This window comes from Citrobacter sp. wls827, from assembly GCF_005280875.1.
Lineage (GTDB): Bacteria > Pseudomonadota > Gammaproteobacteria > Enterobacterales > Enterobacteriaceae > Citrobacter > Citrobacter youngae.
Map to the genome: position 1 here is coordinate 458,935 of NZ_SZWR01000010.1, position 20,337 is coordinate 479,271.

At 50.0% G+C, this 20,337-nt stretch carries 19 protein-coding genes and 1 riboswitch; of the genes, 15 read left to right on the plus strand and 4 right to left on the minus strand.

The genetic code is table 11. The annotated features are described in order from the left end of the window. Positions 1-98 precede the first annotated feature (98 nt). From bglX to FDX03_RS05505, 5 genes are all read left to right on the plus strand, one after another. Positions 99-2,396: a beta-glucosidase BglX gene (gene bglX / locus FDX03_RS05485; protein ID WP_137345572.1), complete on the plus strand. Its 2,298-nt coding sequence runs from the start codon at positions 99-101 to the stop codon at positions 2,394-2,396. Between the two features lie 194 nt (positions 2,397-2,590). Further along, a complete protein-coding gene (locus tag FDX03_RS05490) occupies positions 2,591-3,508 on the plus strand; it encodes an ABC transporter substrate-binding protein (protein ID WP_048211182.1) in 918 nt (305 codons plus the stop codon). Continuing rightward, positions 3,496-4,689, plus strand: a complete 1,194-nt coding sequence (locus FDX03_RS05495; protein WP_137345573.1) for an ABC transporter permease — start codon at positions 3,496-3,498, stop codon at positions 4,687-4,689. The genes FDX03_RS05490 and FDX03_RS05495 overlap by 13 nt, the downstream gene beginning before the upstream one ends. After that, entirely contained in the window at positions 4,682-5,629 is a 948-nt protein-coding gene (locus tag FDX03_RS05500; RefSeq protein WP_137345574.1) for an ABC transporter ATP-binding protein, read from the plus strand. Before FDX03_RS05495 ends, FDX03_RS05500 begins: the two co-directional genes overlap by 8 nt. Then, on the plus strand, positions 5,613-6,344 hold the full coding sequence (locus FDX03_RS05505) for an ABC transporter permease (RefSeq protein ID WP_115601788.1): 732 nt from the start codon (positions 5,613-5,615) through the stop codon (positions 6,342-6,344). The genes FDX03_RS05500 and FDX03_RS05505 overlap by 17 nt, the downstream gene beginning before the upstream one ends. On the opposite strand, the gene FDX03_RS05510 is transcribed toward FDX03_RS05505, so the two are convergent. Both FDX03_RS05510 and mlrA read right to left on the minus strand, forming a co-directional pair. Then, positions 6,325-6,432, minus strand: a complete 108-nt coding sequence (locus FDX03_RS05510) for a protein YohO (protein WP_003027354.1) — start codon at positions 6,430-6,432, stop codon at positions 6,325-6,327. The genes FDX03_RS05505 and FDX03_RS05510 overlap by 20 nt on opposite strands. A gap of 51 nt (positions 6,433-6,483) precedes the next feature. Then, a complete protein-coding gene (gene mlrA, locus FDX03_RS05515) occupies positions 6,484-7,215 on the minus strand; it encodes an HTH-type transcriptional regulator MlrA (protein ID WP_048211186.1) in 732 nt (243 codons plus the stop codon). 225 nt (positions 7,216-7,440) lie between these two features. Between mlrA and FDX03_RS05520 the strand changes: the two genes are divergently transcribed. From FDX03_RS05520 to FDX03_RS05530, 3 genes are read left to right on the plus strand one after another with little or no spacing between them, the layout of a single operon-like run. After that, entirely contained in the window at positions 7,441-9,126 is a 1,686-nt protein-coding gene (locus tag FDX03_RS05520; protein WP_061068154.1) for a sensor histidine kinase, read from the plus strand. Next, positions 9,123-9,842 carry a two-component system response regulator BtsR gene (gene btsR / locus FDX03_RS05525; protein WP_137345575.1) on the plus strand — a complete coding sequence of 240 codons (720 nt, stop codon included), beginning with the start codon at positions 9,123-9,125 and terminating at the stop codon, positions 9,840-9,842. Before FDX03_RS05520 ends, btsR begins: the two co-directional genes overlap by 4 nt. A 46-nt stretch (positions 9,843-9,888) precedes the next feature. Further along, entirely contained in the window at positions 9,889-10,359 is a 471-nt protein-coding gene (locus FDX03_RS05530; RefSeq protein WP_005129173.1) for a DUF1456 family protein, read from the plus strand. Positions 10,360-10,474: 115 nt separating this feature from the next. Here FDX03_RS05530 and metG read toward each other — a convergent pair whose 3' ends face one another. Continuing rightward, positions 10,475-12,508, minus strand: a complete 2,034-nt coding sequence (metG, locus tag FDX03_RS05535) for a methionine--tRNA ligase (protein WP_048211188.1) — start codon at positions 12,506-12,508, stop codon at positions 10,475-10,477. A 164-nt stretch (positions 12,509-12,672) separates the two neighbouring features. On the opposite strand from metG, the gene apbC reads away from it, so the two are divergent. The 6 genes from apbC to FDX03_RS05565 all read left to right on the plus strand — a co-directional run bounded on the left by apbC (position 12,673) and on the right by FDX03_RS05565 (position 19,376). Continuing rightward, positions 12,673-13,782 (plus strand): iron-sulfur cluster carrier protein ApbC, encoded by a 1,110-nt coding sequence (gene apbC, locus FDX03_RS05540; protein WP_048211189.1) that lies wholly within the window; start codon positions 12,673-12,675, stop codon positions 13,780-13,782. 263 nt (positions 13,783-14,045) lie between these two features. Continuing rightward, complete coding sequence (locus FDX03_RS05545) at positions 14,046-14,327, plus strand: DUF2574 family protein (protein ID WP_071887363.1); 282 nt, start codon at positions 14,046-14,048, stop codon at positions 14,325-14,327. 277 nt (positions 14,328-14,604) lie between these two features. After that, on the plus strand, positions 14,605-15,153 hold the full coding sequence (locus FDX03_RS05550; RefSeq protein WP_061068153.1) for a fimbrial protein: 549 nt from the start codon (positions 14,605-14,607) through the stop codon (positions 15,151-15,153). A gap of 47 nt (positions 15,154-15,200) precedes the next feature. Next, positions 15,201-15,884, plus strand: coding sequence for a fimbria/pilus periplasmic chaperone (locus FDX03_RS05555; RefSeq protein WP_061068152.1), 684 nt, complete (start codon positions 15,201-15,203; stop codon positions 15,882-15,884). A gap of 12 nt (positions 15,885-15,896) precedes the next feature. Further along, positions 15,897-18,377, plus strand: coding sequence for a fimbrial biogenesis outer membrane usher protein (locus FDX03_RS05560; RefSeq protein WP_137345576.1), 2,481 nt, complete (start codon positions 15,897-15,899; stop codon positions 18,375-18,377). A 9-nt stretch (positions 18,378-18,386) separates the two neighbouring features. Beyond that, positions 18,387-19,376 (plus strand): hypothetical protein, encoded by a 990-nt coding sequence (locus FDX03_RS05565; RefSeq protein WP_137345577.1) that lies wholly within the window; start codon positions 18,387-18,389, stop codon positions 19,374-19,376. A gap of 40 nt (positions 19,377-19,416) precedes the next feature. On the opposite strand, the gene FDX03_RS05570 is transcribed toward FDX03_RS05565, so the two are convergent. Next, positions 19,417-19,749, minus strand: a complete 333-nt coding sequence (locus FDX03_RS05570) for an RcnB family protein (protein WP_086523387.1) — start codon at positions 19,747-19,749, stop codon at positions 19,417-19,419. A gap of 205 nt (positions 19,750-19,954) precedes the next feature. Then, positions 19,955-20,051, plus strand: a riboswitch (TPP riboswitch). Positions 20,052-20,083: 32 nt separating this feature from the next. Here FDX03_RS05570 and FDX03_RS23075 point away from each other — a divergent pair. Beyond that, positions 20,084-20,337, plus strand: a 254-nt coding sequence (locus FDX03_RS23075) for a hydroxyethylthiazole kinase (protein ID WP_249356999.1), incomplete at its 3' end; no start/stop codon positions are given.

Here is a 20,337-nt window from a genome sequence, read left to right on the forward strand (position 1 = left end):
CTTAGCTTTCTTCCCCACTCCCGTTTAGGCTTACGGCAAGCTGCGGTTTTTGTTATATTTTCGCTGCCTCGTCGGGTAGAAATTAAGAGAGAATCAACATGAAATGGCTATGTTCTGTAGGTGTCGCTGTGGGCCTGGCGTTGCAACCAGCGCTGGCGGACACCTTGTTTGGTAACCATCCACTGACGCCTGAAGCGCGGGATGCGTTTGTGACCGATTTACTCAAACAGATGACCGTGGATGAGAAAATTGGGCAATTGCGGTTGATAAGCGTCGGACCTGATAATCCGAAAGAAGCCATCCGTGAAATGATCAAAGATGGACAGGTTGGGGCGATTTTTAACACCGTCACGCGCCAGGATATCCGTAAGATGCAGGATCAGGTGATGGAACTTAGCCGCCTGAAAATCCCTCTCTTTTTCGCCTATGACGTGCTGCACGGTCAACGTACCGTGTTCCCGATAAGTCTCGGCCTGGCGTCCTCTTTTAATCTCGATGCGGTCAGAACCGTTGGCCGTATTTCTGCGTATGAAGCCGCAGACGATGGTCTGAATATGACCTGGGCGCCGATGGTCGATGTCTCTCGCGATCCGCGTTGGGGCCGTGCATCCGAAGGTTTTGGTGAAGATACGTATTTGACCGCCATCATGGGCAAAACCATGGTGGAAGCGATGCAGGGGAAAAGCCCGGCCGACAGGTATTCAGTGATGACCAGCGTCAAGCACTTCGCTGCTTATGGCGCCGTTGAGGGCGGAAAAGAGTACAACACTGTGGATATGAGTCCGCAGCGTTTATTCAACGACTATATGCCGCCATACAAGGCCGGACTGGATGCCGGTAGCGGTGCGGTGATGGTGGGGCTTAATTCATTGAATGGGACGCCCGCCACCTCTGATGCCTGGCTGCTAAAAGACGTGCTGCGTGATGAATGGGGCTTTAAGGGTATTACCGTTTCCGATCACGGCGCGATTAAGGAACTGATTAAGCACGGTACCGCCTCCGATCCTGAAGATGCGGTGCGTGTGGCGATCAAGTCCGGCATCAATATGAGTATGAGCGATGAGTATTACAGCAAATATCTTCCGGGCTTGATTAAATCCGGCAAAGTGACGATGGCGGAACTCGATGATGCCGCGCGCCACGTGCTGAACGTGAAATATGATATGGGGCTGTTTAACGACCCGTACAGCCACCTGGGGGCGAAAGACTCAGACCCACAGGACACCAACGCGGAAAGCCGTTTGCATCGCAAAGAGGCGCGTGACGTGGCGCGTGAAAGTCTGGTATTGCTGAAAAACCGCCTGGAAACATTGCCACTGAAAAAAACAGCAACCGTGGCAGTCGTCGGACCGTTGGCAGATAGCAAACGTGATGTGATGGGCAGTTGGTCCGCTGCCGGTGTTGCCGATCAGTCGGTAACGGTACTGACTGGGATTAAAAATGCCGTCGGTGATAAGGGCAAAGTGCTGTACGCCAAAGGGGCGAATATCACCAACGACAAAGGCATTGTCGATTTCCTCAATCTGTATGAAGAGGCGGTGAAGGTTGACCCGCGCTCGCCGCAGGCGATGATCGATGAAGCCGTGAACGCAGCGAAGCAGTCTGACGTGGTGGTTGCGGTAGTCGGCGAAGCGCAGGGTATGGCGCATGAAGCTTCCAGCCGCACCGATATCACTATTCCACAGAGTCAGCGTGACCTGATTGCCGCGCTGAAAGCAACCGGTAAACCACTGGTGCTGGTGCTGATGAACGGTCGTCCACTGGCATTGGTGAAGGAAGATCAGCAGGCTGATGCGATCCTCGAAACCTGGTTTGCCGGGACGGAAGGCGGTAACGCCATCGCCGATGTGCTGTTTGGTGATTACAACCCGTCAGGTAAACTGCCGATGTCTTTCCCGCGCTCTGTCGGACAGATCCCGGTCTATTACAGCCATCTCAATACCGGTCGCCCGTATAATGCGGACAAGCCGAACAAGTACACGTCGCGCTACTTTGATGAAGCGAATGGTCCGTTGTATCCCTTTGGCTATGGTCTGAGCTACACCACGTTCACGGTTTCTGATGTGAAGCTCTCCTCCCCAACGATGAAGCGTGACGGGACCGTGACGGCCAGCGTGCAGGTGACCAACACCGGCAAGCGCGAAGGTGCAACGGTTATTCAGATGTATTTGCAGGATGTGACCGCTTCAATGAGTCGTCCGGTCAAACAGCTGAAAGGTTTTGAGAAAGTGAACCTCAAGCCAGGTGAAACCCAGACCGTCAGCTTCCCGATAGACATTGAAGCGCTGAAGTTCTGGAATCAGCGTATGCAATACGATGCCGAACCGGGCAAGTTTAACGTCTTTATCGGCGTGGATTCTGCCAGAGTGAAGCAGGGCGAATTTGAGCTGCTGTAATTGATTAGCGAATAAAGGCCGGGTTTCCGGCCTTTATCTTTAGGCGTACGCGCCGCGTCTGCTTCTTATTTCTCATCACGTTACGGTTAACGAATCCCTCTCTTACTCCCCAATTGCAGGTTAAGCCCTGATTTTTCGACTATGCTTTTTCCTCAAGTCTCTGAAAAGGGCAGCAAAAGGATGAGGAGAGCAGCATGATAATCTCAAAGGTATGGGTGGGTTCGCTGGCGTTACTGGCCACGATAAGCTTGCCTTTACAGGCCGCGTCACCCGTCACTGTGGGGTCAAAAATTGATACCGAAGGGGCGCTGCTCGGCAATATTATTTTGCAGGTGCTTGAGAGCCACGGCGTGAAAACTGTCAATAAAGTACAACTGGGCACTACGCCCGTGGTGCGTGGGGCCATCACTTCCGGTGAACTGGATATTTATCCGGAATATACCGGCAATGGCGCATTCTTTTTTAAAGATGAAAACGACCCCGCGTGGAAAAATGCGCAGGCCGGTTTCGACAAAGTGAAAAAACTGGACGCTGAGCAAAATAAACTGATTTGGCTAACGCCTGCGCCAGCCAACAATACCTGGACTATTGCAGTACGTCAGGATATCGCTGAAAAAAACAAACTTGTCTCTCTTGCGGATTTAGGCCGCTACCTGAAAGAGGGGGGGACGTTCAAACTGGCGGCCTCTGCTGAGTTTATTGAGCGTGCAGACGCGCTGCCCGCATTTGAAAAAGCGTATGACTTCAAACTCAATCAGAACCAATTGTTGTCGCTGGCAGGGGGCGATACCGCAGTGACAATTAAAGCTGCGGCGCAGCAGACCTCCGGAGTTAATGCCGCAATGGCTTACGGAACCGATGGCCCTGTTGCCGCGCTGGGGCTGCAAACATTAAGCGATCCTAAAGGGGTTCAGCCGATTTACGCGCCAGCGCCCGTCGTGCGTGAGTCGGTGCTGAAAGACTACCCGCAAATGGGGGAATGGCTACAGCCGGTATTTGCCAGCCTGGATGAAAAAACGCTGCAGCAGCTCAACGCCAGTATCGCCGTTGAGGGGCTGGATGCGAAAAAAGTCGCGGCAGATTACCTGAAGCAAAAAGGATGGGTGAAGTAACGGATTTGCAGCAGGTGCGTGTTGTGTCGAAGATATCCGTTAATCGGGTGCTGTTGCTGCTGGTGGTTCTGACCGTGGCCGCAGCCGCGCTTCCTTTCATCAGTTATGCCCCTAATCGTCTGGTTTCCGGTGAAGGTCGCCAACTCTGGGAGGTCTGGCCCCACATGGCGTGGGGACTGGCGGCGACACTTTTACTGCTCGTGGTTCTATGCTTCATACCCGGTAAATCCGGCAGTGTATTGACGCTGGTTGTTGTCCAGTTACTGGTGATAGCGGCGTTGTTTATGGCCGGGAAAACGGCAACGCATCTGGCTCAGACGGGAACTTCTGTCGCCAGAACCAGCCTGGGGAGCGGTTTCTGGCTTGGGGTAGGGGTGTTGTTGCTGGCTGGCAGTGACGCCATTCGGCGTATCACCGCTCAGCCGCTGTGGCGCTGGGTGCTGCATGCGCAAATTGTCATTGTGCCAGTGGCGCTGCTGCTGACCGGCACCCTTAACGATCTTTCTCTGCTCAAAGAATATGCCAACCGCCATGATGTCTTTGATGATGCTCTGGCGCAGCACCTGACTATTCTGTTCGGTACTGTGGTGCCTGCGCTGTGTATTGGCGTGCCGCTGGGTATCTGGTGCACCTTTTCTGCTTCGCGTCAGGGGCCAATATTTGCTGTGCTGAATATCATCCAGACGATCCCCTCCGTCGCGTTGTTTGGTTTGTTGATCGCGCCGCTTGCCGGACTGGTTAAGCATTTCCCGTGGCTTAGCTCGCTCGGCGTAGCGGGAACGGGCCTGACGCCGGCGCTGATTGCGCTGGTGCTGTATGCCTTATTGCCACTGGTTCGTGGCGTGGTGGCTGGGCTGAATCAGGTTCCGCGTGATGTGATGGAAAGTGCGCTGGCGATGGGGATGAGCGCGCGTCAGCGTTTTCTTTCGGTGCAGCTTCCGTTAGCGCTACCCGTTTTCCTGCGTAGTTTGCGGGTGGTGATGGTACAGACGGTGGGGATGGCGGTCATTGCCGCATTGATTGGGGCTGGCGGATTTGGCGCGTTGGTCTTTCAGGGACTGCTCAGTAGCGCCGTTGATTTAGTGCTACTGGGTGTGATTCCGGTGGTGGTACTGGCAGTGCTGATTGATGCGCTGTTTGATTTAGGCTTAGCGCTGCTGAAGGTGACAAACGATGATTGAATTTAGCCATGTCAATAAAACCTATAACCAGCAACAGGCCGTGAGCGATCTCAATTTGCATTTAGGCGAAGGGAGCTTTTCGGTATTAATTGGGACCTCCGGTTCGGGGAAATCCACCACGTTGAAAATGATCAACCGGCTGGTCGAGCATGACAGTGGGCAGATCCGTTTTGCCGGGGAAGAGATCCGTAGTCTGCCGGTGCTGGAATTAAGACGACGTATGGGCTATGCCATCCAGTCGATTGGCTTATTTCCACACTGGACTGTCGCCCAGAACATTGCCACCGTACCACAGCTGCAGAAGTGGTCACGTGCACGTATTGATGACCGAACAGAAGAACTGATGGCGTTGCTGGGGCTGGAAGCGGATTTGCGTCACCGCTATCCGCATCAGCTTTCCGGCGGCCAACAGCAGCGGGTCGGTGTGGCACGCGCGCTGGCGGCTGACCCTCAGGTCCTGCTGATGGACGAACCTTTTGGCGCGCTGGATCCGGTAACACGCAGTGCGCTACAGCAGGAGATGACGCGTATCCACCGTCTGTTGGGTCGTACCATCGTGTTGGTGACGCATGATATCGATGAAGCGCTGAGACTGGCGGAGCACCTGGTGTTAATGGATGCGGGCCAGGTGGTGCAGCAGGGCACGCCGCTGTCGATGTTGACGGCTCCGGTGAATGATTTCGTGCGGACCTTTTTTGGCCACAGTGAACTGGGTGTAAGACTGCTGTCATTGCGCACGGTGGGAGATTTTACCCGTCGTGGTGAACAGTTGGCCGGTGAGCCGTTGGTGGACGAGATGACGTTACGTGATGCGTTATCTGTTTTTGTCGCCCGTGGCTGTGATGCGTTGCCGGTGGTTAATGCCCATGGCGTGGCCCGTGGTACGTTGCATTTTCACGATCTGCTTTCGGAGACACCGCACAGTGAAACATCTGTTTGATCCTCTGCTGTGGCTCATTGCGCTGTTCCTGGTGTTGCTGGTGGGATTGCCCCACAGCCAGACACTGTTCAGCGCGTTGTTTCCCCAATTGCCGCGTCCTGTTTATCAGCAAGAGAGCTTTATGGCACTGGCGCTGGCGCATTTCACGCTGGTGGGCATTTCAAGCCTGATTGCTGTCATTATTGGCGTTGGGGCAGGTGTAGCGGTAACCCGCTCATGGGGAGTAGAGTTCAGACCTTTGGTTGAAACGATTGCCGCGGTGGGGCAAACTTTTCCGCCGGTTGCGGTGCTGGCGATCGCCGTACCGGTGATGGGGTTTGGCCCGGAGCCTGCGATTATCGCGCTGATCCTGTATGGGGTGTTACCGATCTTACAGGCAACGCTGGCAGGGCTGGGAGGGATCTCTGCCAGCGTAATAGATATCGCCAGCGGGATGGGCATGAGTCAGGGGCAGCGGCTACGCAAAATCGAACTTCCGCTCGCGGCACCGGTTATTCTGGCCGGGATTCGCACGTCAGTGATTATTAATATTGGCACCGCAACGATTGCCTCTACCGTTGGTGCGAATACGTTAGGAACACCGATTATTATCGGGTTAAGCGGGTTTAATACCGCCTATGTGATCCAGGGGGCGCTGCTGGTCGCATTGGCCGCAGTCATTGTCGATCGCGGGTTTGAGCGATTAGCGTACTACCTTACCCGGCACGTAAAATAAAGGTATAACCTGCCAGCATCACGCCGCCGATACCACCGATGGCCATCAGCAGGAAGAGGGTTATAACACCGATTTTAGCTGCGCTCATTTTGTACTCCTTATGTGAATTCAAGGATTGTACACGTTTGTTAATAAAATATTAAATACCGAGTGGATAAATATCGTGACCTAACGCGCGCCACTCATCCAGTTGTTGGTGTTGTGCAGGGGTTTGATTCTCTCCGCACCAGACGAGCAGGGTGCGCCCTTCAAACAGTTCGGGCCGTAGCTGATTGAGCGAGTGGGCCAGTACATCAACACGCCATCCTTGCTGGCTGGCAACCCAGCCTTCCAGCCATAAGCGGGTGGTATCGTGGATATTCCAGCCGACTACCAGGGCATCTTTACCCTGCTTTTTACGCGCCGAGGCAAGGCAAATCGCAATATAATTGATGAGCACACCGTCAAGGATCCCCAATAGCGCCTGAAGAATGGGCTGCTGGCATTGCAGACGTCGGCGTAAGGGAATAAACAAATGCGTATTGAGCGTTTGCGCAGGGTAATCCTGACCACGCTCTTTGATCCACAACCTGAGGCTGTGCAAATTGTTACTTTGCAAATAGCTCAATAGCGTTTCTTGTTGCTCACGCCAACCGTTATGCACATCAATGTTCTCATTGCTGAGTAACATTTTAACTTTACTGACCTGAACGCCATTATTTATCCAGCGTTTTATCTCACGGATCCTGTCAATGTCCGCATCGTTAAACAGGCGATGCCCCCCGTCTGTACGCTGAGGTTTTAGTAATCCGTAACGCCTCTGCCATGCACGTAAAGTGACAGGGTTGATATCACAAAGCAAAGCCACTTCACCTATCGTGTAAAGCGCCATCGTTGTCTCACTCTTGCTCGCGAGGTCCCAGTTTTACTTTAGACGCTCTTTTGCGAACCAGGTAGTTTTGTCTGTTTTTTGATCAAAAGAAGGATGAGATTGTCGTCATACTCGCGCTTTCGAGTGATCGTTCTCACAAATTCCTGTTTTTTTGCAACAGTTCAAAGAAAGTTACGCGCAGCCCATGTATGTTACGCGCTTTTAAGAAATGTGTGGTTGGCGGGTATGTACGAGTTTAATCTGGTGTTGCTGCTGCTTCAGCAGATGTGTGTGTTTCTCGTTATCGCGTGGCTAATGAGCAAGACGCGCCTGTTTATCCCGCTGATGCAGGTCACTATACGACTGCCGCACAAACTTCTGTGTTACGTCACCTTCTCCATCTTTTGCATCATGGGCACCTACTTTGGGCTGCATATTGAAGACTCCATTGCGAATACTCGCGCCATCGGCGCGGTGATGGGCGGTCTGCTTGGCGGCCCTGTTGTTGGGGGACTGGTTGGCCTGACCGGCGGTCTTCATCGCTATTCGATGGGGGGCATGACGGCGCTCAGTTGCATGATTTCGACCATCGTGGAAGGCCTGCTTGGGGGACTGGTACATAGTGTCCTTACCCGACGTGGCCGTACTGATAAAGTGTTTAGTCCACTGACTGCGGGCGCGATTACCTTTGTCGCCGAGCTGGTGCAGATGCTGATCATTTTGCTGATTGCGCGTCCCTTTGAGGATGCCTTGCACCTGGTCAGTAACATTGCCGCGCCGATGATGGTGACCAATACCGTTGGCGCTGCGTTGTTTATGCGTATTCTGCTCGACAAACGCGCGATGTTTGAAAAATACACCTCGGCGTTTTCTGCCACTGCGCTAAAAGTTGCCGCCTCTACGGAGGGGATTCTGCGACAGGGATTTAACGAGGTTAACAGCATGAAGGTCGCTCAGGTGCTGTATGAAGAGTTGGATATCGGTGCGGTGGCGATTACTGACCGCGAGAAGCTACTGGCGTTTACCGGCATTGGTGATGACCATCACCTGCCAGGCAAGCCCATATCCTCTTCATATACTCAACGGGCGATTGAAACCGGAGAAGTCGTGTATGCCGATGGTAATGAAGTGCCTTATCGCTGTTCATTGCATCCGCAATGCAAATTAGGGTCGACGCTGGTGATCCCGTTGCGTGGTGAAAACCAGCGGGTGATGGGGACGATTAAACTGTATGAAGCTAAAAACCGTCTCTTTAGCTCAATTAACCGCACGCTGGGAGAAGGGATCGCTCAGTTGCTTTCCGCGCAAATCCTGGCCGGACAATATGAGCGACAAAAAGCGATGCTGACGCAGTCAGAAATCAAACTTCTGCACGCTCAGGTTAATCCCCATTTTCTGTTTAACGCGTTGAATACGATTAAAGCCGTGATCCGTCGTGACAGCGAACAGGCCAGCCAACTGGTGCAATATCTCTCGACTTTCTTTCGTAAGAATTTAAAACGACCGTCGGAAATTGTGACGCTGGCTGATGAAATTGAACACGTAAATGCCTATCTGCAAATTGAAAAGGCACGATTCCAGTCCCGTCTGCAGGTGACCTTAACGGTCCCGGAAGCGCTTGCGTATCAGCAATTGCCTGCGTTTACTCTGCAACCGATAGTCGAGAATGCGATTAAGCATGGCACTTCCCAGCTACTTGATACCGGAGAAGTCTCTATCACGGCTCGTCAGGAAGGGCAGTATCTGATGCTGGATATTGAAGATAATGCCGGACTGTATCAGCCCACGACTGAGTCCAGCGGGCTTGGAATGAGTCTGGTGGACAAACGCCTGCGGGAACGGTTTGGCGATGATTTTGGCATCAGCGTAGCCTGTGAGCCTGACCTCTTTACCCGAATTACTTTACGACTTCCCCTGGAGGAACTGGCATGATCAAAGTGCTGATTGTCGATGATGAACCGTTAGCGCGGGAGAACCTGCGGATCCTGTTACAGGAGCAAAGCGACATCGAGATAGTCGGAGAGTGTTCGAATGCGGTAGAGGCCATTGGTGCAGTACATAAGCTGCGTCCGGATGTGCTGTTCCTCGATATCCAGATGCCGCGTATCAGCGGGCTGGAAATGGTGGGTATGCTGGATCCCGAGCATCGCCCGTATATCGTTTTTCTCACCGCTTTTGACGAATATGCAGTGAAAGCCTTTGAAGAACATGCCTTTGATTATCTGCTTAAGCCGATTGAAGAAACGCGGCTGGAGAAAACGCTGATCCGTTTACGTCAGGAGCGCACGAAGCAGGATGTGTCGTTACTGCCGGAACATCAGCAGGCGCTTAAGTTCATTCCATGTAGCGGTCATAGCCGAATCTATCTGCTGCAAATGGATGATGTGGCGTTTGTCAGCAGTCGGATGAGCGGCGTTTTTGTGACCAGTAGCGATGGCAAAGAAGGATTCACCGAGCTGACGCTCAGAACGCTGGAGAGCCGTACTCCGCTGCTGCGCTGCCACCGACAATACCTGGTCAACATGGCCCATTTGCAGGAGATCCGTCTGGAAGATAACGGTCAGGCTGAGCTGATTTTACGTAACGGACTGACTGTCCCGGTGAGCCGTCGGTACCTCAAAAGTCTAAAAGAGGCGATTGGCCTGTAAAACTGGTACACTGCGCGCCATTGCATCACCGACAGTTGAAGGCTCTATGCTAAGTAACGATATTCTTCGTAGCCTGCGCTACACCCTGAAAGCGAACAATAACGATATGGTGCGCATTCTTGCGCTTGCTGAGATGGAATCCACCTCAGCAGGTTTCGACACCTGGATGACAAAAGAAGATGAGGATGGATTTGTTCGCTGCCCGGATATCATTCTCTCCGGTTTCCTGAACGGTCTTATCTACCATCTCCGTGGCAAAGATGATTCTGCGCCGGAACTGGCGATTGAACGTCGTGTTAACAACAATACGGTGCTGAAAAAACTGCGTATCGCGTTTTCACTGAAAACTGATGATATTCTGGCCATCATGACCGAACAGAAATTTCGCGTATCGATGCCGGAAATCACCGCGATGATGCGTGCACCGGACCATAAGAATTATCGCGAATGTGGCGATCAATTCTTGCGCTATTTCTTGCGCGGTTTAACTGCGCGAGTACATAACGCGAAGTCGTGATTTTTGGCCAGCGGCGCGGTGCTTGCAGGACCTACGGGATTTGTAGGCCGGGTAAGGCGAAGCCGACAGCCGGAAAAAAACAAAAAAAAGCCGGAGATTATCTCCGGCTTTTTTGTTATTTCACCTGCTGACCAGGTTTCGCACCGTCATCCGGGCTTAACAGGAAGATGTCTTTTCCGCCAGGGCCTGCTGCCATCACCATCCCTTCAGAGATACCGAAGCGCATCTTACGCGGCGCCAGGTTCGCCACCATAATCGTCTGGCGACCAATCAGGGCTTGCGGATCCGGGTAGGCGGAGCGAATACCGGAGAAGACGTTACGCTTCTCACCGCCAAGATCCAGCGTCAGGCGCAGCAGTTTGTCGGAACCTTCCACGAACTCGGCGTTTTCAATCAGCGCCACGCGCAGATCAACTTTGGCGAAATCGTCAAAGGTGATAGTGTCCTGGATAGGGTCATCCGCCAGCGGGCCGGTCACCGGTGTGGCTGCGGCTTTCACTTCTTCTTTGGAGGCTTCCACCAGCGCTTCTACCTGTTTCATGTCGATACGGTTGTAGAGCGCCTTAAAGGTGTTGACCTTGTGACCGAGCAGCGGTTGCTCAATGGCATCCCAGGACAGGTCGCTGTTCAGGAATGCCTCAACACGTTCAGCAAGCGTCGGCAGTACCGGTTTCAGGTACGTCATCAGAACGCGGAACAGGTTAATACCCATGGAGCAAATTGCCTGCAGGTCGGCGTCACGGCCTTCCTGTTTAGCCACGACCCACGGTGCCTGTTCGTCAACGTAGCGGTTCGCCACGTCGGCCAGCGCCATGATTTCGCGGATTGCTTTCCCGAATTCACGGCTTTCCCACGCTTCGCCAATTACCGCTGCGGCGTCGGTAAAGGTTTTGTACAGTGCCGGATCGGCCAGTTCAGCAGCCAGAATGCCGTCAAAACGCTTAGCAATAAAGCCCGCGTTACGGGACGCCAGGTTCACTACTTTGTTGACGATATCGGCGTTAACGCGCTGAACAAAATCTTCCAGATTCAGGTCGATATCATCAATGCGCGAAGAGAGTTTCGCGGTGTAGTAGTAACGCAAACTGTCGGCATCAAAGTGTTTCAGCCAGGTGCTGGCTTTAATGAAGGTTCCGCGAGACTTGGACATCTTCGCGCCGTTTACCGTCACATACCCGTGAACGAACAGGTTGGTCGGCTTACGGAAATTACTGCCTTCCAGCATGGCAGGCCAGAACAGGCTGTGGAAGTAGACGATATCTTTACCGATGAAGTGATACAGCTCGGCGTCGGAATCTTTCTTCCAGTACTCATCAAAGCTGGTTGTGTCGCCACGCTTGTCGCACAGGTTTTTGAACGAGCCCATGTAGCCAATTGGCGCATCCAGCCAGACGTAGAAATACTTGCCCGGTGCGTTCGGAATTTCAAAACCGAAGTACGGTGAATCGCGGGAAATATCCCACTGCTGCAGGCCGGATTCAAACCACTCCTGCATTTTGTTCGCCACTTGCTCCTGCAACGCGCCGCTGCGCGTCCACGCCTGCAGCATTTCGCTGAACGACGGCAGGTCAAAGAAAAAGTGCTCGGAGTCACGCATTACCGGCGTCGCGCCAGACACAACGGATTTCGGCTCGATAAGTTCAGTTGGGCTGTAGGTTGCGCCGCAGACTTCACAGTTATCGCCGTACTGATCCGGAGATTTACATTTCGGGCAGGTGCCTTTAACGAAACGATCCGGCAGGAACATACCTTTTTCCGGGTCGTAAAGCTGGGAAATCGTACGGTTCTTAATAAAACCGTTCTCCTTCAGGCGTGTGTAAATCAGCTCAGACAGCTCACGGTTCTCTTCGCTGTGCGTTGAGTGGTAGTTGTCATAGCTAATGTCAAAACCTGCAAAATCAGTCTGATGCTCCTGACTCATTTCACCGATCATCTGCTCTGGCGTGATCCCAAGCTGCTGTGCTTTCAGCATGATTGGCGTACCGTGTGCGTCGTCCGCGCAGATGAAGTTAACCTGGTGGCCGCGCATTCGCTGGTAACGGACCCAGACATCAGCCTGGATGTGCTCCAGCATATGGCCGAGGTGGATTGAGCCGTTGGCGTACGGCAGCGCGCACGTTACCAGAATTTTCTTCGCGACTTGAGTCATAGTGGGCAATTACTTCTTTTGTAGTGAAAAGGGCTTTGATAGTACCAAAATGGTAATTACTGCGCCAAGCGATAAGGGCATTTATCCGTAAATGAATAATTGTTGCGGTTGGAGTAAACTACCTGGTGACTATTGTATATTCAGAACAACAAAAAGGAGTCGGGATGAACGCACAATCCCAGGCCAAATCACCAGAGACCCTGCGCGCGATGGTTGCCGGGACGCTGGCGAATTTTCAGCATTCAACCCTGAAGCATAATCTGACGACGCTTAAAGCGTTGCATCACGTCGCCTGGATGGATGACACGTTGCACGTTGAGCTGGTCATGCCGTTTGTCTGGCATAGCGCGTTTGAGGACTTAAAAGAGCAATGTAGCGCCGATCTGCTGCGCATTACCGGAGCGAAAGCGATCGACTGGAAACTGTCGCATAACATCGCGACGCTGAAGCGTGTGAAAAACCAGCCGGGCATAAATGGTGTAAAAAACATCATCGCCGTCAGTTCGGGTAAAGGCGGTGTGGGTAAATCCTCTACCGCCGTGAACCTGGCGCTGGCGCTGGCTGCGGAAGGAGCGAAGGTAGGTATTCTGGACGCCGATATTTATGGCCCGTCTATCCCGACAATGCTCGGCGCGGAAAACCAGCGTCCAACCTCGCCAGATGGCACCCACATGGCGCCGATCATGTCTCACGGTCTGGCGACGAACTCCATTGGTTATCTGGTCACTGACGATAACGCGATGGTGTGGCGCGGCCCGATGGCCAGTAAAGCGCTGCTGCAGATGCTGCAGGAAACCTTATGGCCGGATCTGGATTACCTGGTACTGGATATGCCGCCGGGTACGGGTGACATCCAGTTGACGCTGGCGCAGAACATTCCGGTAACGGGTGCTGTTGTGGTGACCACGCCGCAGGACATTGCGCTGATCGATGCGAAAAAAGGCATTGTGATGTTCGAAAAAGTCGAGGTGCCGGTGCTGGGTATTGTTGAGAATATGAGTATGCATATTTGCAGCAACTGCGGTCATCACGAGCCTATCTTTGGCACCGGTGGCGCGCAGAAACTGGCCGAGCAGTATCACACCCAACTGCTGGGACAAATGCCGCTGCATATTTCCTTGCGTGAAGATCTCGACCGCGGTATGCCGACGGTTATCAGTCGTCCCGACAGTGAATTCACCGCGATTTACCGCAGCCTGGCAGGGCGTGTTGCTGCCCAGCTTTACTGGCAGGGAGAAGTTATCCCTGGTGAGATCGCCTTCCGCGCCGTGTAATTAACAGTGTTACAAATATTCACCACATCAATGATATATTGATGTGGTGAATATATCGAGCTAAAAAGTCCACGATATATTTCATCCTGCCTTAATAAACCATGTCTTTTTCTGAATGAACGCCCTCAATGCATCATTGTAATTGATCAAATTGATCTCATTAATCTATAATTTCCATTGGATTGAACAGCGCGTTTCACCCGTATTACGCTGACAGGCCATCTGCATGTTATTTGATGTTAACCACAGAGGTGACGATAAAAATGAAAATTAGCTCGCTGATGGGAACTATAATTCTGACTTATGGAATAAGTGCATCTGCGTTTGCTTCCGATACCGCGACCTTAACAATCAGTGGACGAGTAACCGAACCAACCTGTAGTACCGATGTTGTAAATAACGACGTGCAACAGCGGTGTGGTAAGACGTTCCATTTTTCAACTGTTAACAATGTCGCTTCTTCACCTGCACGTGGGGTGGTGACGGAAATGGTTACAGTCCCTGGCGATACCACGCGACAGATCGTACTCAATCGCTACGATTAAAAAGAACGCCTTTATTAACCATATATCATTTTAATGAATGATATATGGTTTTCTATGCATAAAATAAATTTCTCCAGGCAGTTAATCGCATAAATTTATTAATTCTGAAAATAATACAAATCCTGATTTATTTGTTGCATGTATATTGCGATTTGTAACTTGTTTTAAATCAATAAAACAACGTGTTTACATTGCGGCAACGTTTCACCTGTGAGAATTTAATTTCAAGAGATAACCCCTCTTAACAAATCGAAATTAATTTATTAAGGAAGATATTATGAAACGTTCAATTATTTCTGCTGCTGTTCTGTCTGCTGTATTTATGAGTGCTGGGGTTTTTGCTGCTAATAATGAAGAGGGTACTCTAACTATTAATGGGGAAATTAAAGGATCTTCTTGCTATTTTGACAGTGGCAAAGACTCTGAAATTCTTCAATTGAATGCCGTTGATGCATCACTTTTCGCCAATAAAGCGGTCGGGGAGGTGGTTGAAGGCAATGCCCAAAAAGCAACAAATATGAAGATAATTTGCCCTGGGAATTCGAAGTTAACAAGCATTAATATCACAAATGTTGTTTTTGGTGATGGCGGCATTATTAAACCGTCAACAGGGGCGGATACTAACGTTGGTTTCAAACTTAAAATGGACGAAAAGCATATTGATAAAACTGGCGTTATTGATATTTCATCTTTAAATAAAACGCTGGGAGGGGAAGGGGAGATCTATACTTTGAATTTTGATGCCGACTATTCTCGATTGAATTTAAATCCGGTTAAAAATGGTCAACTTAGCGCCACAGTCACCTTTTCTGTTTCGGCTGAATAAATTATTTTGCCGGTAATTATTACCGGCATTATTTTGGATGGCACCGTATGAAACGAATATTTATCTCAATGCTTGTGATATGCTCTTTTTCTGGACACGCAGGGATCGTGATTTATGGTACTCGCGTAATCTACCCTGCAGAAAAAAATGAAGTTCTGGTACAGTTGATGAACCAAGGGGAGCGTTCGTCACTGGTGCAATCATGGATTGATGACGGCAATACGTCATTACCGCCGGAAAAAATTAACGTACCCTTTATGCTTACACCTCCAGTAGCGAAGATTCCCGGAGATTCAGGCCAGCAACTGAAAATTAAAAAAATGCCGAATACGCTGCCTAACGATAAAGAGAGTTTATTTTTTCTTAATGTACTGGATATTCCACCGAATAATCCCGATAGCGCCGGAAAAAATGTACTCAAATTCGCCATGCAGAATCGAATTAAACTTTTTTATCGGCCAAAAGGTATTTCCGCCGTTAATAAAAATACTTTCCATAAACTGGCGTTAACACGCAGTGGTAATAGTTATTCTATCAGAAATGATGCTGCTAACTGGGTTACGGTGACAGAAGTTAAAGCTAATAATGTCAAAATCAACAATGAAAGTATTATGCTTGCTCCGCTCTCCAGTGCGAATGTGGCATTGAAAAATACTAATGCCAATCAGTATAAAATGACCATTATTGACGATCACGGCAATTATATTAGTGATAACGTCAGCCTAAAATAACAGGAGCTGGTTATGTTAAGGATGACTCCGCTTGCTTCGGCAATACTGCTGTTGTTGGTTGGCATTGACGCCCAGGCCGCAGAAGATACGTTTGACACCCACTTTATGATGGGCGGTATGAAAGGCGAAAAAGTTTCAAATTTTCGCCTCGATGATAACCAACCACTGCCAGGCCAATATGATATTGATATCTACGTCAATAAGCAGTGGCGTGGTAAGTATGAAATAACCGTTAAGGATAATCCGGATGACACCTGTTTATCCCGTGACGTATTAACGCGTCTGGGGATAAATACACAAGCATTGGACCAGCAGAATGAATGCCCAACCCTAAAGCAGGCGGTACAGGGAGGCAGTTACGCCTGGAATATCGGCACGTTTCGTCTTGATCTCAGCGTACCGCAGGCGTATGTCGATGAGCTTGAGAATGGCTATGTTCCTCCAGAAAACTGGGATCGTGGCATCAATGCCTTCTATACCTCGTACTATGCCAGCCAGTATTACAGCGACTATAAGGATTCTGGTAACAGTAAAAGTACCTATGCACGCTTTACCAGTGGGTTAAATCTGCTGGGCTGGCAGTTGCATTCCGATGCCAGCTATAACAAAACCGATGACAGCAACGGGGAGTGGAAAAGTAATACCCTGTATCTGGAACGTGGCATCCCGCAAATTCTGGGCACTCTGCGTGCCGGGGATATGTATACCTCATCAGATATTTTTGACGCGGTACGTTTTCGGGGCGTGCGGTTGTATCGCGATATGCAGATGCTGCCAAACTCAAAGCAGAATTTTACGCCGCTGGTTCAGGGGATTGCGCAAAGCAACGCGCTGGTTACCATCGAACAAAACGGTTTTGTGGTTTACCAGAAAGAGGTTCCGCCTGGCCCGTTCTCCATTGCTGATTTGCAGCTGGCTGGAGGGGGAGCGGATCTTGACGTCAGTATCAAAGAGGCTGACGGCTCGGTAACAACCTATCTGGTACCGTACGCTGCGGTGCCCAATATGCTGCAGCCGGGGGTCTCAAAATATGATTTTGCCGCTGGACGTAGCCATATCGAAGGCGCCAGCAACCAGACCAATTTTGCGCAGATGAGCTACCAATACGGGCTGAATAATCTGTTAACGCTGTATGGCGGCACCATGCTGGCAGATAACTACAATGCGTTTACGCTTGGAACCGGCTGGAATACACGTATCGGCGCGATTTCCGTCGATGCGACACAATCGCACAGCAAACAGGATAATGGTGATGTGTTTGACGGGCAGAGCTACCAGATTGCCTATAACAAATATTTGACGCAAACCGCCACCCGTTTTGGCCTGGCAGCTTATCGCTACTCATCACGGGATTATCGGACATTTAACGATCATGTCTGGGCAAACAATAAGAACAACTACCATCGCGATGAAAATGATGTGTACGACATCGCGGATTATTACCAGAATGATTTTGGTCGTAAAAACAGCTTTTCGGCTAACGTCAGCCAGTCTTTGCCGCAAGGTTGGGGCTCGTTTTCGCTCAGTACGCTGTGGCGCGATTACTGGGGACGGAGCGGTAACAGTAAAGATTATCAGGTGAGTTATTCCAATAGCTGGCAACGGATTAGCTATACCTTTTCCGCCAGCCAGACTTACGATGAAGATCATCATGAAGATAAACGTTTTAACGTCTTTATCTCTATACCTTTCGATTGGGGAGATGATATTAGCGCTCCACGCAGGCATTTATATGTGTCTAATTCCACGACGTTTGATGATGATGGTTTTGCGTCCAACAATACCGGACTTTCGGGCACCGCAGGCAGTCGCGATCAGTTTAACTATGGGGTGAATCTGAGCCATCAACGGCAGGGTAGCGAAACAACAGCAGGCGGCAATCTGACGTGGAATGCGCCAGTTGCGACGCTTAACGGCAGCTACAGTCAGTCGTCTAAATACACACAAACTGGCGGCAGTATTTCAGGTGGCCTTGTGGCCTGGTCTGGTGGCGTGAATTTAGCCAACAGACTGTCAGAAACGTTTGCCGTCATGCATGCGCCTGGTCTGGAAGGGGCGTATGTGAACGGGCAGAAATATCGCACCACTGACCACAATGGCGTAGTGGTTTACGACGGCTTAACGCCTTATCGCGAAAACCATCTGATGCTGGATGTGTCCAATACCAATAGTGAAACCGATCTGCAGGGGAACCGCCGCAACGTTGCGCCATATCGCGGTGCGGTAGTGCTGACAACATTTGATACTGACCAGCGTAAACCGTGGTATATCCGGGCGCAGCGCCCTGATGGTTCACCGCTGACGTTTGGTTACGAAGTAGAGGATATACATGGACACAATATCGGCGTGGTAGGCCAGGGAAGCCAGCTCTTTATTCGCACCAATGAAGTGCCATCGGTGATAAAAGTGGCGGTCGATAAACAACAGGGACTTTCATGCTCAATCACTTTCGGCAAAACGATTGATGAAAGTAAAGTTTATATTTGTCGGTGAGAGGTGGATATGAAATATTTGTTTTTTTTAATTGCATTAATTAGTTTTGGTGCAAGTAGTCATTGTTATATTTCTAATGGGGCTGAAACCTATGTGTCTGGCGATGAATTAAAGCTTAATAATATGAAAGGCAATGTTGTCAATATATCCAATTTTAAATTTACGCATAAGCCTATATGTAGAAATTTATTTGACATGGGGGGGGGAACTGTATTTAGTATAGAATTTCCTAGGGAAACCTATTATGTATACCATGCTGATGCTGGTGACATATATTTGAGGGCTACATTTTCTTCTGACCCTGCACATATCTTGTATGATAAAAAAAACTCTTTTACAGAGATGGATATAGGAAAAATAAATAAGGCAGAAATTACCTTAACTTTTGATGTTGTTTCAAAAGCTACTGGGGTAAGTCAAAATGCAAAAAATATAAATGAAGGCATCCAGATAGATTTTATTCCTGAGAAATGCTTTTCAACAGGATGTTTGTTCGGGCATGATAATACGAATCATTATTATCGTGTAACTTATATCCCACAAATCACGCAAATGACAAAAACTTGTAGATTTAATGATGGTGTACTTACTGCCCCAGCAGTTACGATATCAGATCTGAATAATAATGCTTCCAGGTATCTAAAGCTTGAACCTACATCAGGTAACGTATCTTTTATTTGCAATAAAGGATTGTCCTCTTATTCTTTTAAGTATCATTTTGAGTCGGAGAGTATTCAAGGTAATATCCTCAAGAATGAATATGAAAATGAATATGGAGGTGCTGGGGATGTTGGGTTTGAAATCTCACTAAATGGAAGTCAAGCAATTAATTTTAGTGCAGGGAATAGTTCCAGCTATGATCTTTTGAATTTTAAAGATGTAACTCCAGAAGAACAACGCGTTAACTTAAATCTATATGGGAGATATGTTGTATATGGACAAAATATTCGACCAGGTAAAGTACAAAGTAGAGTTAAAGTTGTTACGGAATACGAGTGATATTTAATTGACGCACCCTTTATATAGGGTGCGTGTTTTTTTACCGGTGATAAAAAATCTCGCCGTCGTAGGCTTTAATGATTTTACCGTCGGCATCATTGACCAGCACATATGCGCCGCCCATGTAGGTCCAGTGGGTGCCTGGCGTCGGTGCGGGCAGGTTGCGCAGATTCCACTGCTTAATGGTGTATTCTTCGGTGAGATACAGTGGTGGAACCTTGTCACCGGGTTTGAAATGGGTGAAGTCAGCAATAAAGCTGCTCAGCTCATACTTATCGATACCGGTGGGGGCTGCTGTTGCGGCTGGCGCGGCCCAGACGACGCTGCTCGCAAGCAGAAGTGCGCCCAGCAACATTTTATTTTTCATACCCATCCTTTCTACCTCTTCGGGTCATCAAAATCAGTCGTGTATCATTTCTGGCTTACAGGATATCTGACAAGCACTATTTTGTGTGTACCCCAGTTATTTCGTAAAAAGTGTAAATGAAGTGCAGATATGTAGGCAATGTTGGCCTGCAATTTACAACATGGCGTGCAGACAGTATCCTGTTGCTGAAACCTGAATATCATATTTGTGTTTCAACGACTCGGGGTGCCCTTCCGCGTGAAGGCTGAGAAATACCCGTACCACCTGATCTGGATAATGCCAGCGTAGGGAAGTCTGACACTGCTCGTGTCCCTTCTTTCACGCGGGCAGGAGCTGAACCATGCAGCCTGACCTGCACAGCCGCGCACTTGCGGCCCACACCTTACACCAATTTAGAACGCTTTCCCCCCTCACTCACTGTATGACCAACGAGGTTGTGCAAAGCTTCACTGCCAATACGTTACTGGCACTTGGCGCATCGCCCGCGATGGTGATCGAACCTGAGGAAGCCAGCCAGTTTGCTGCTATTGCCCAGGCGCTGCTCATTAATGTTGGGACACTGACTCAGGCGCGGGCAACGGCGATGCGTGCCGC

Coding starts and splice junctions, on each gene's coding strand:
- FDX03_RS05560 (WP_137345576.1), top strand. CDS start 15,897: ATGTTAAGGATGACTCCGCTTGCTTCGGCAATACTGCTGTTGTTGGTT.
- FDX03_RS05555 (WP_061068152.1), top strand. CDS start 15,201: ATGAAACGAATATTTATCTCAATGCTTGTGATATGCTCTTTTTCTGGA.
- FDX03_RS05550 (WP_061068153.1), top strand. CDS start 14,605: ATGAAACGTTCAATTATTTCTGCTGCTGTTCTGTCTGCTGTATTTATG.
- apbC (WP_048211189.1), top strand. CDS start 12,673: ATGAACGCACAATCCCAGGCCAAATCACCAGAGACCCTGCGCGCGATG.
- FDX03_RS05520 (WP_061068154.1), top strand. CDS start 7,441: ATGTACGAGTTTAATCTGGTGTTGCTGCTGCTTCAGCAGATGTGTGTG.
- FDX03_RS05510 (WP_003027354.1), bottom strand. CDS start 6,432: ATGAGCGCAGCTAAAATCGGTGTTATAACCCTCTTCCTGCTGATGGCC.
- bglX (WP_137345572.1), top strand. CDS start 99: ATGAAATGGCTATGTTCTGTAGGTGTCGCTGTGGGCCTGGCGTTGCAA.
- metG (WP_048211188.1), bottom strand. CDS start 12,508: ATGACTCAAGTCGCGAAGAAAATTCTGGTAACGTGCGCGCTGCCGTAC.
- FDX03_RS05490 (WP_048211182.1), top strand. CDS start 2,591: ATGATAATCTCAAAGGTATGGGTGGGTTCGCTGGCGTTACTGGCCACG.
- FDX03_RS05545 (WP_071887363.1), top strand. CDS start 14,046: ATGAAAATTAGCTCGCTGATGGGAACTATAATTCTGACTTATGGAATA.
- FDX03_RS05530 (WP_005129173.1), top strand. CDS start 9,889: ATGCTAAGTAACGATATTCTTCGTAGCCTGCGCTACACCCTGAAAGCG.
- FDX03_RS05495 (WP_137345573.1), top strand. CDS start 3,496: ATGGGTGAAGTAACGGATTTGCAGCAGGTGCGTGTTGTGTCGAAGATA.
- FDX03_RS05570 (WP_086523387.1), bottom strand. CDS start 19,749: ATGGGTATGAAAAATAAAATGTTGCTGGGCGCACTTCTGCTTGCGAGC.
- FDX03_RS05500 (WP_137345574.1), top strand. CDS start 4,682: ATGATTGAATTTAGCCATGTCAATAAAACCTATAACCAGCAACAGGCC.
- mlrA (WP_048211186.1), bottom strand. CDS start 7,215: ATGGCGCTTTACACGATAGGTGAAGTGGCTTTGCTTTGTGATATCAAC.
- FDX03_RS05565 (WP_137345577.1), top strand. CDS start 18,387: ATGAAATATTTGTTTTTTTTAATTGCATTAATTAGTTTTGGTGCAAGT.
- btsR (WP_137345575.1), top strand. CDS start 9,123: ATGATCAAAGTGCTGATTGTCGATGATGAACCGTTAGCGCGGGAGAAC.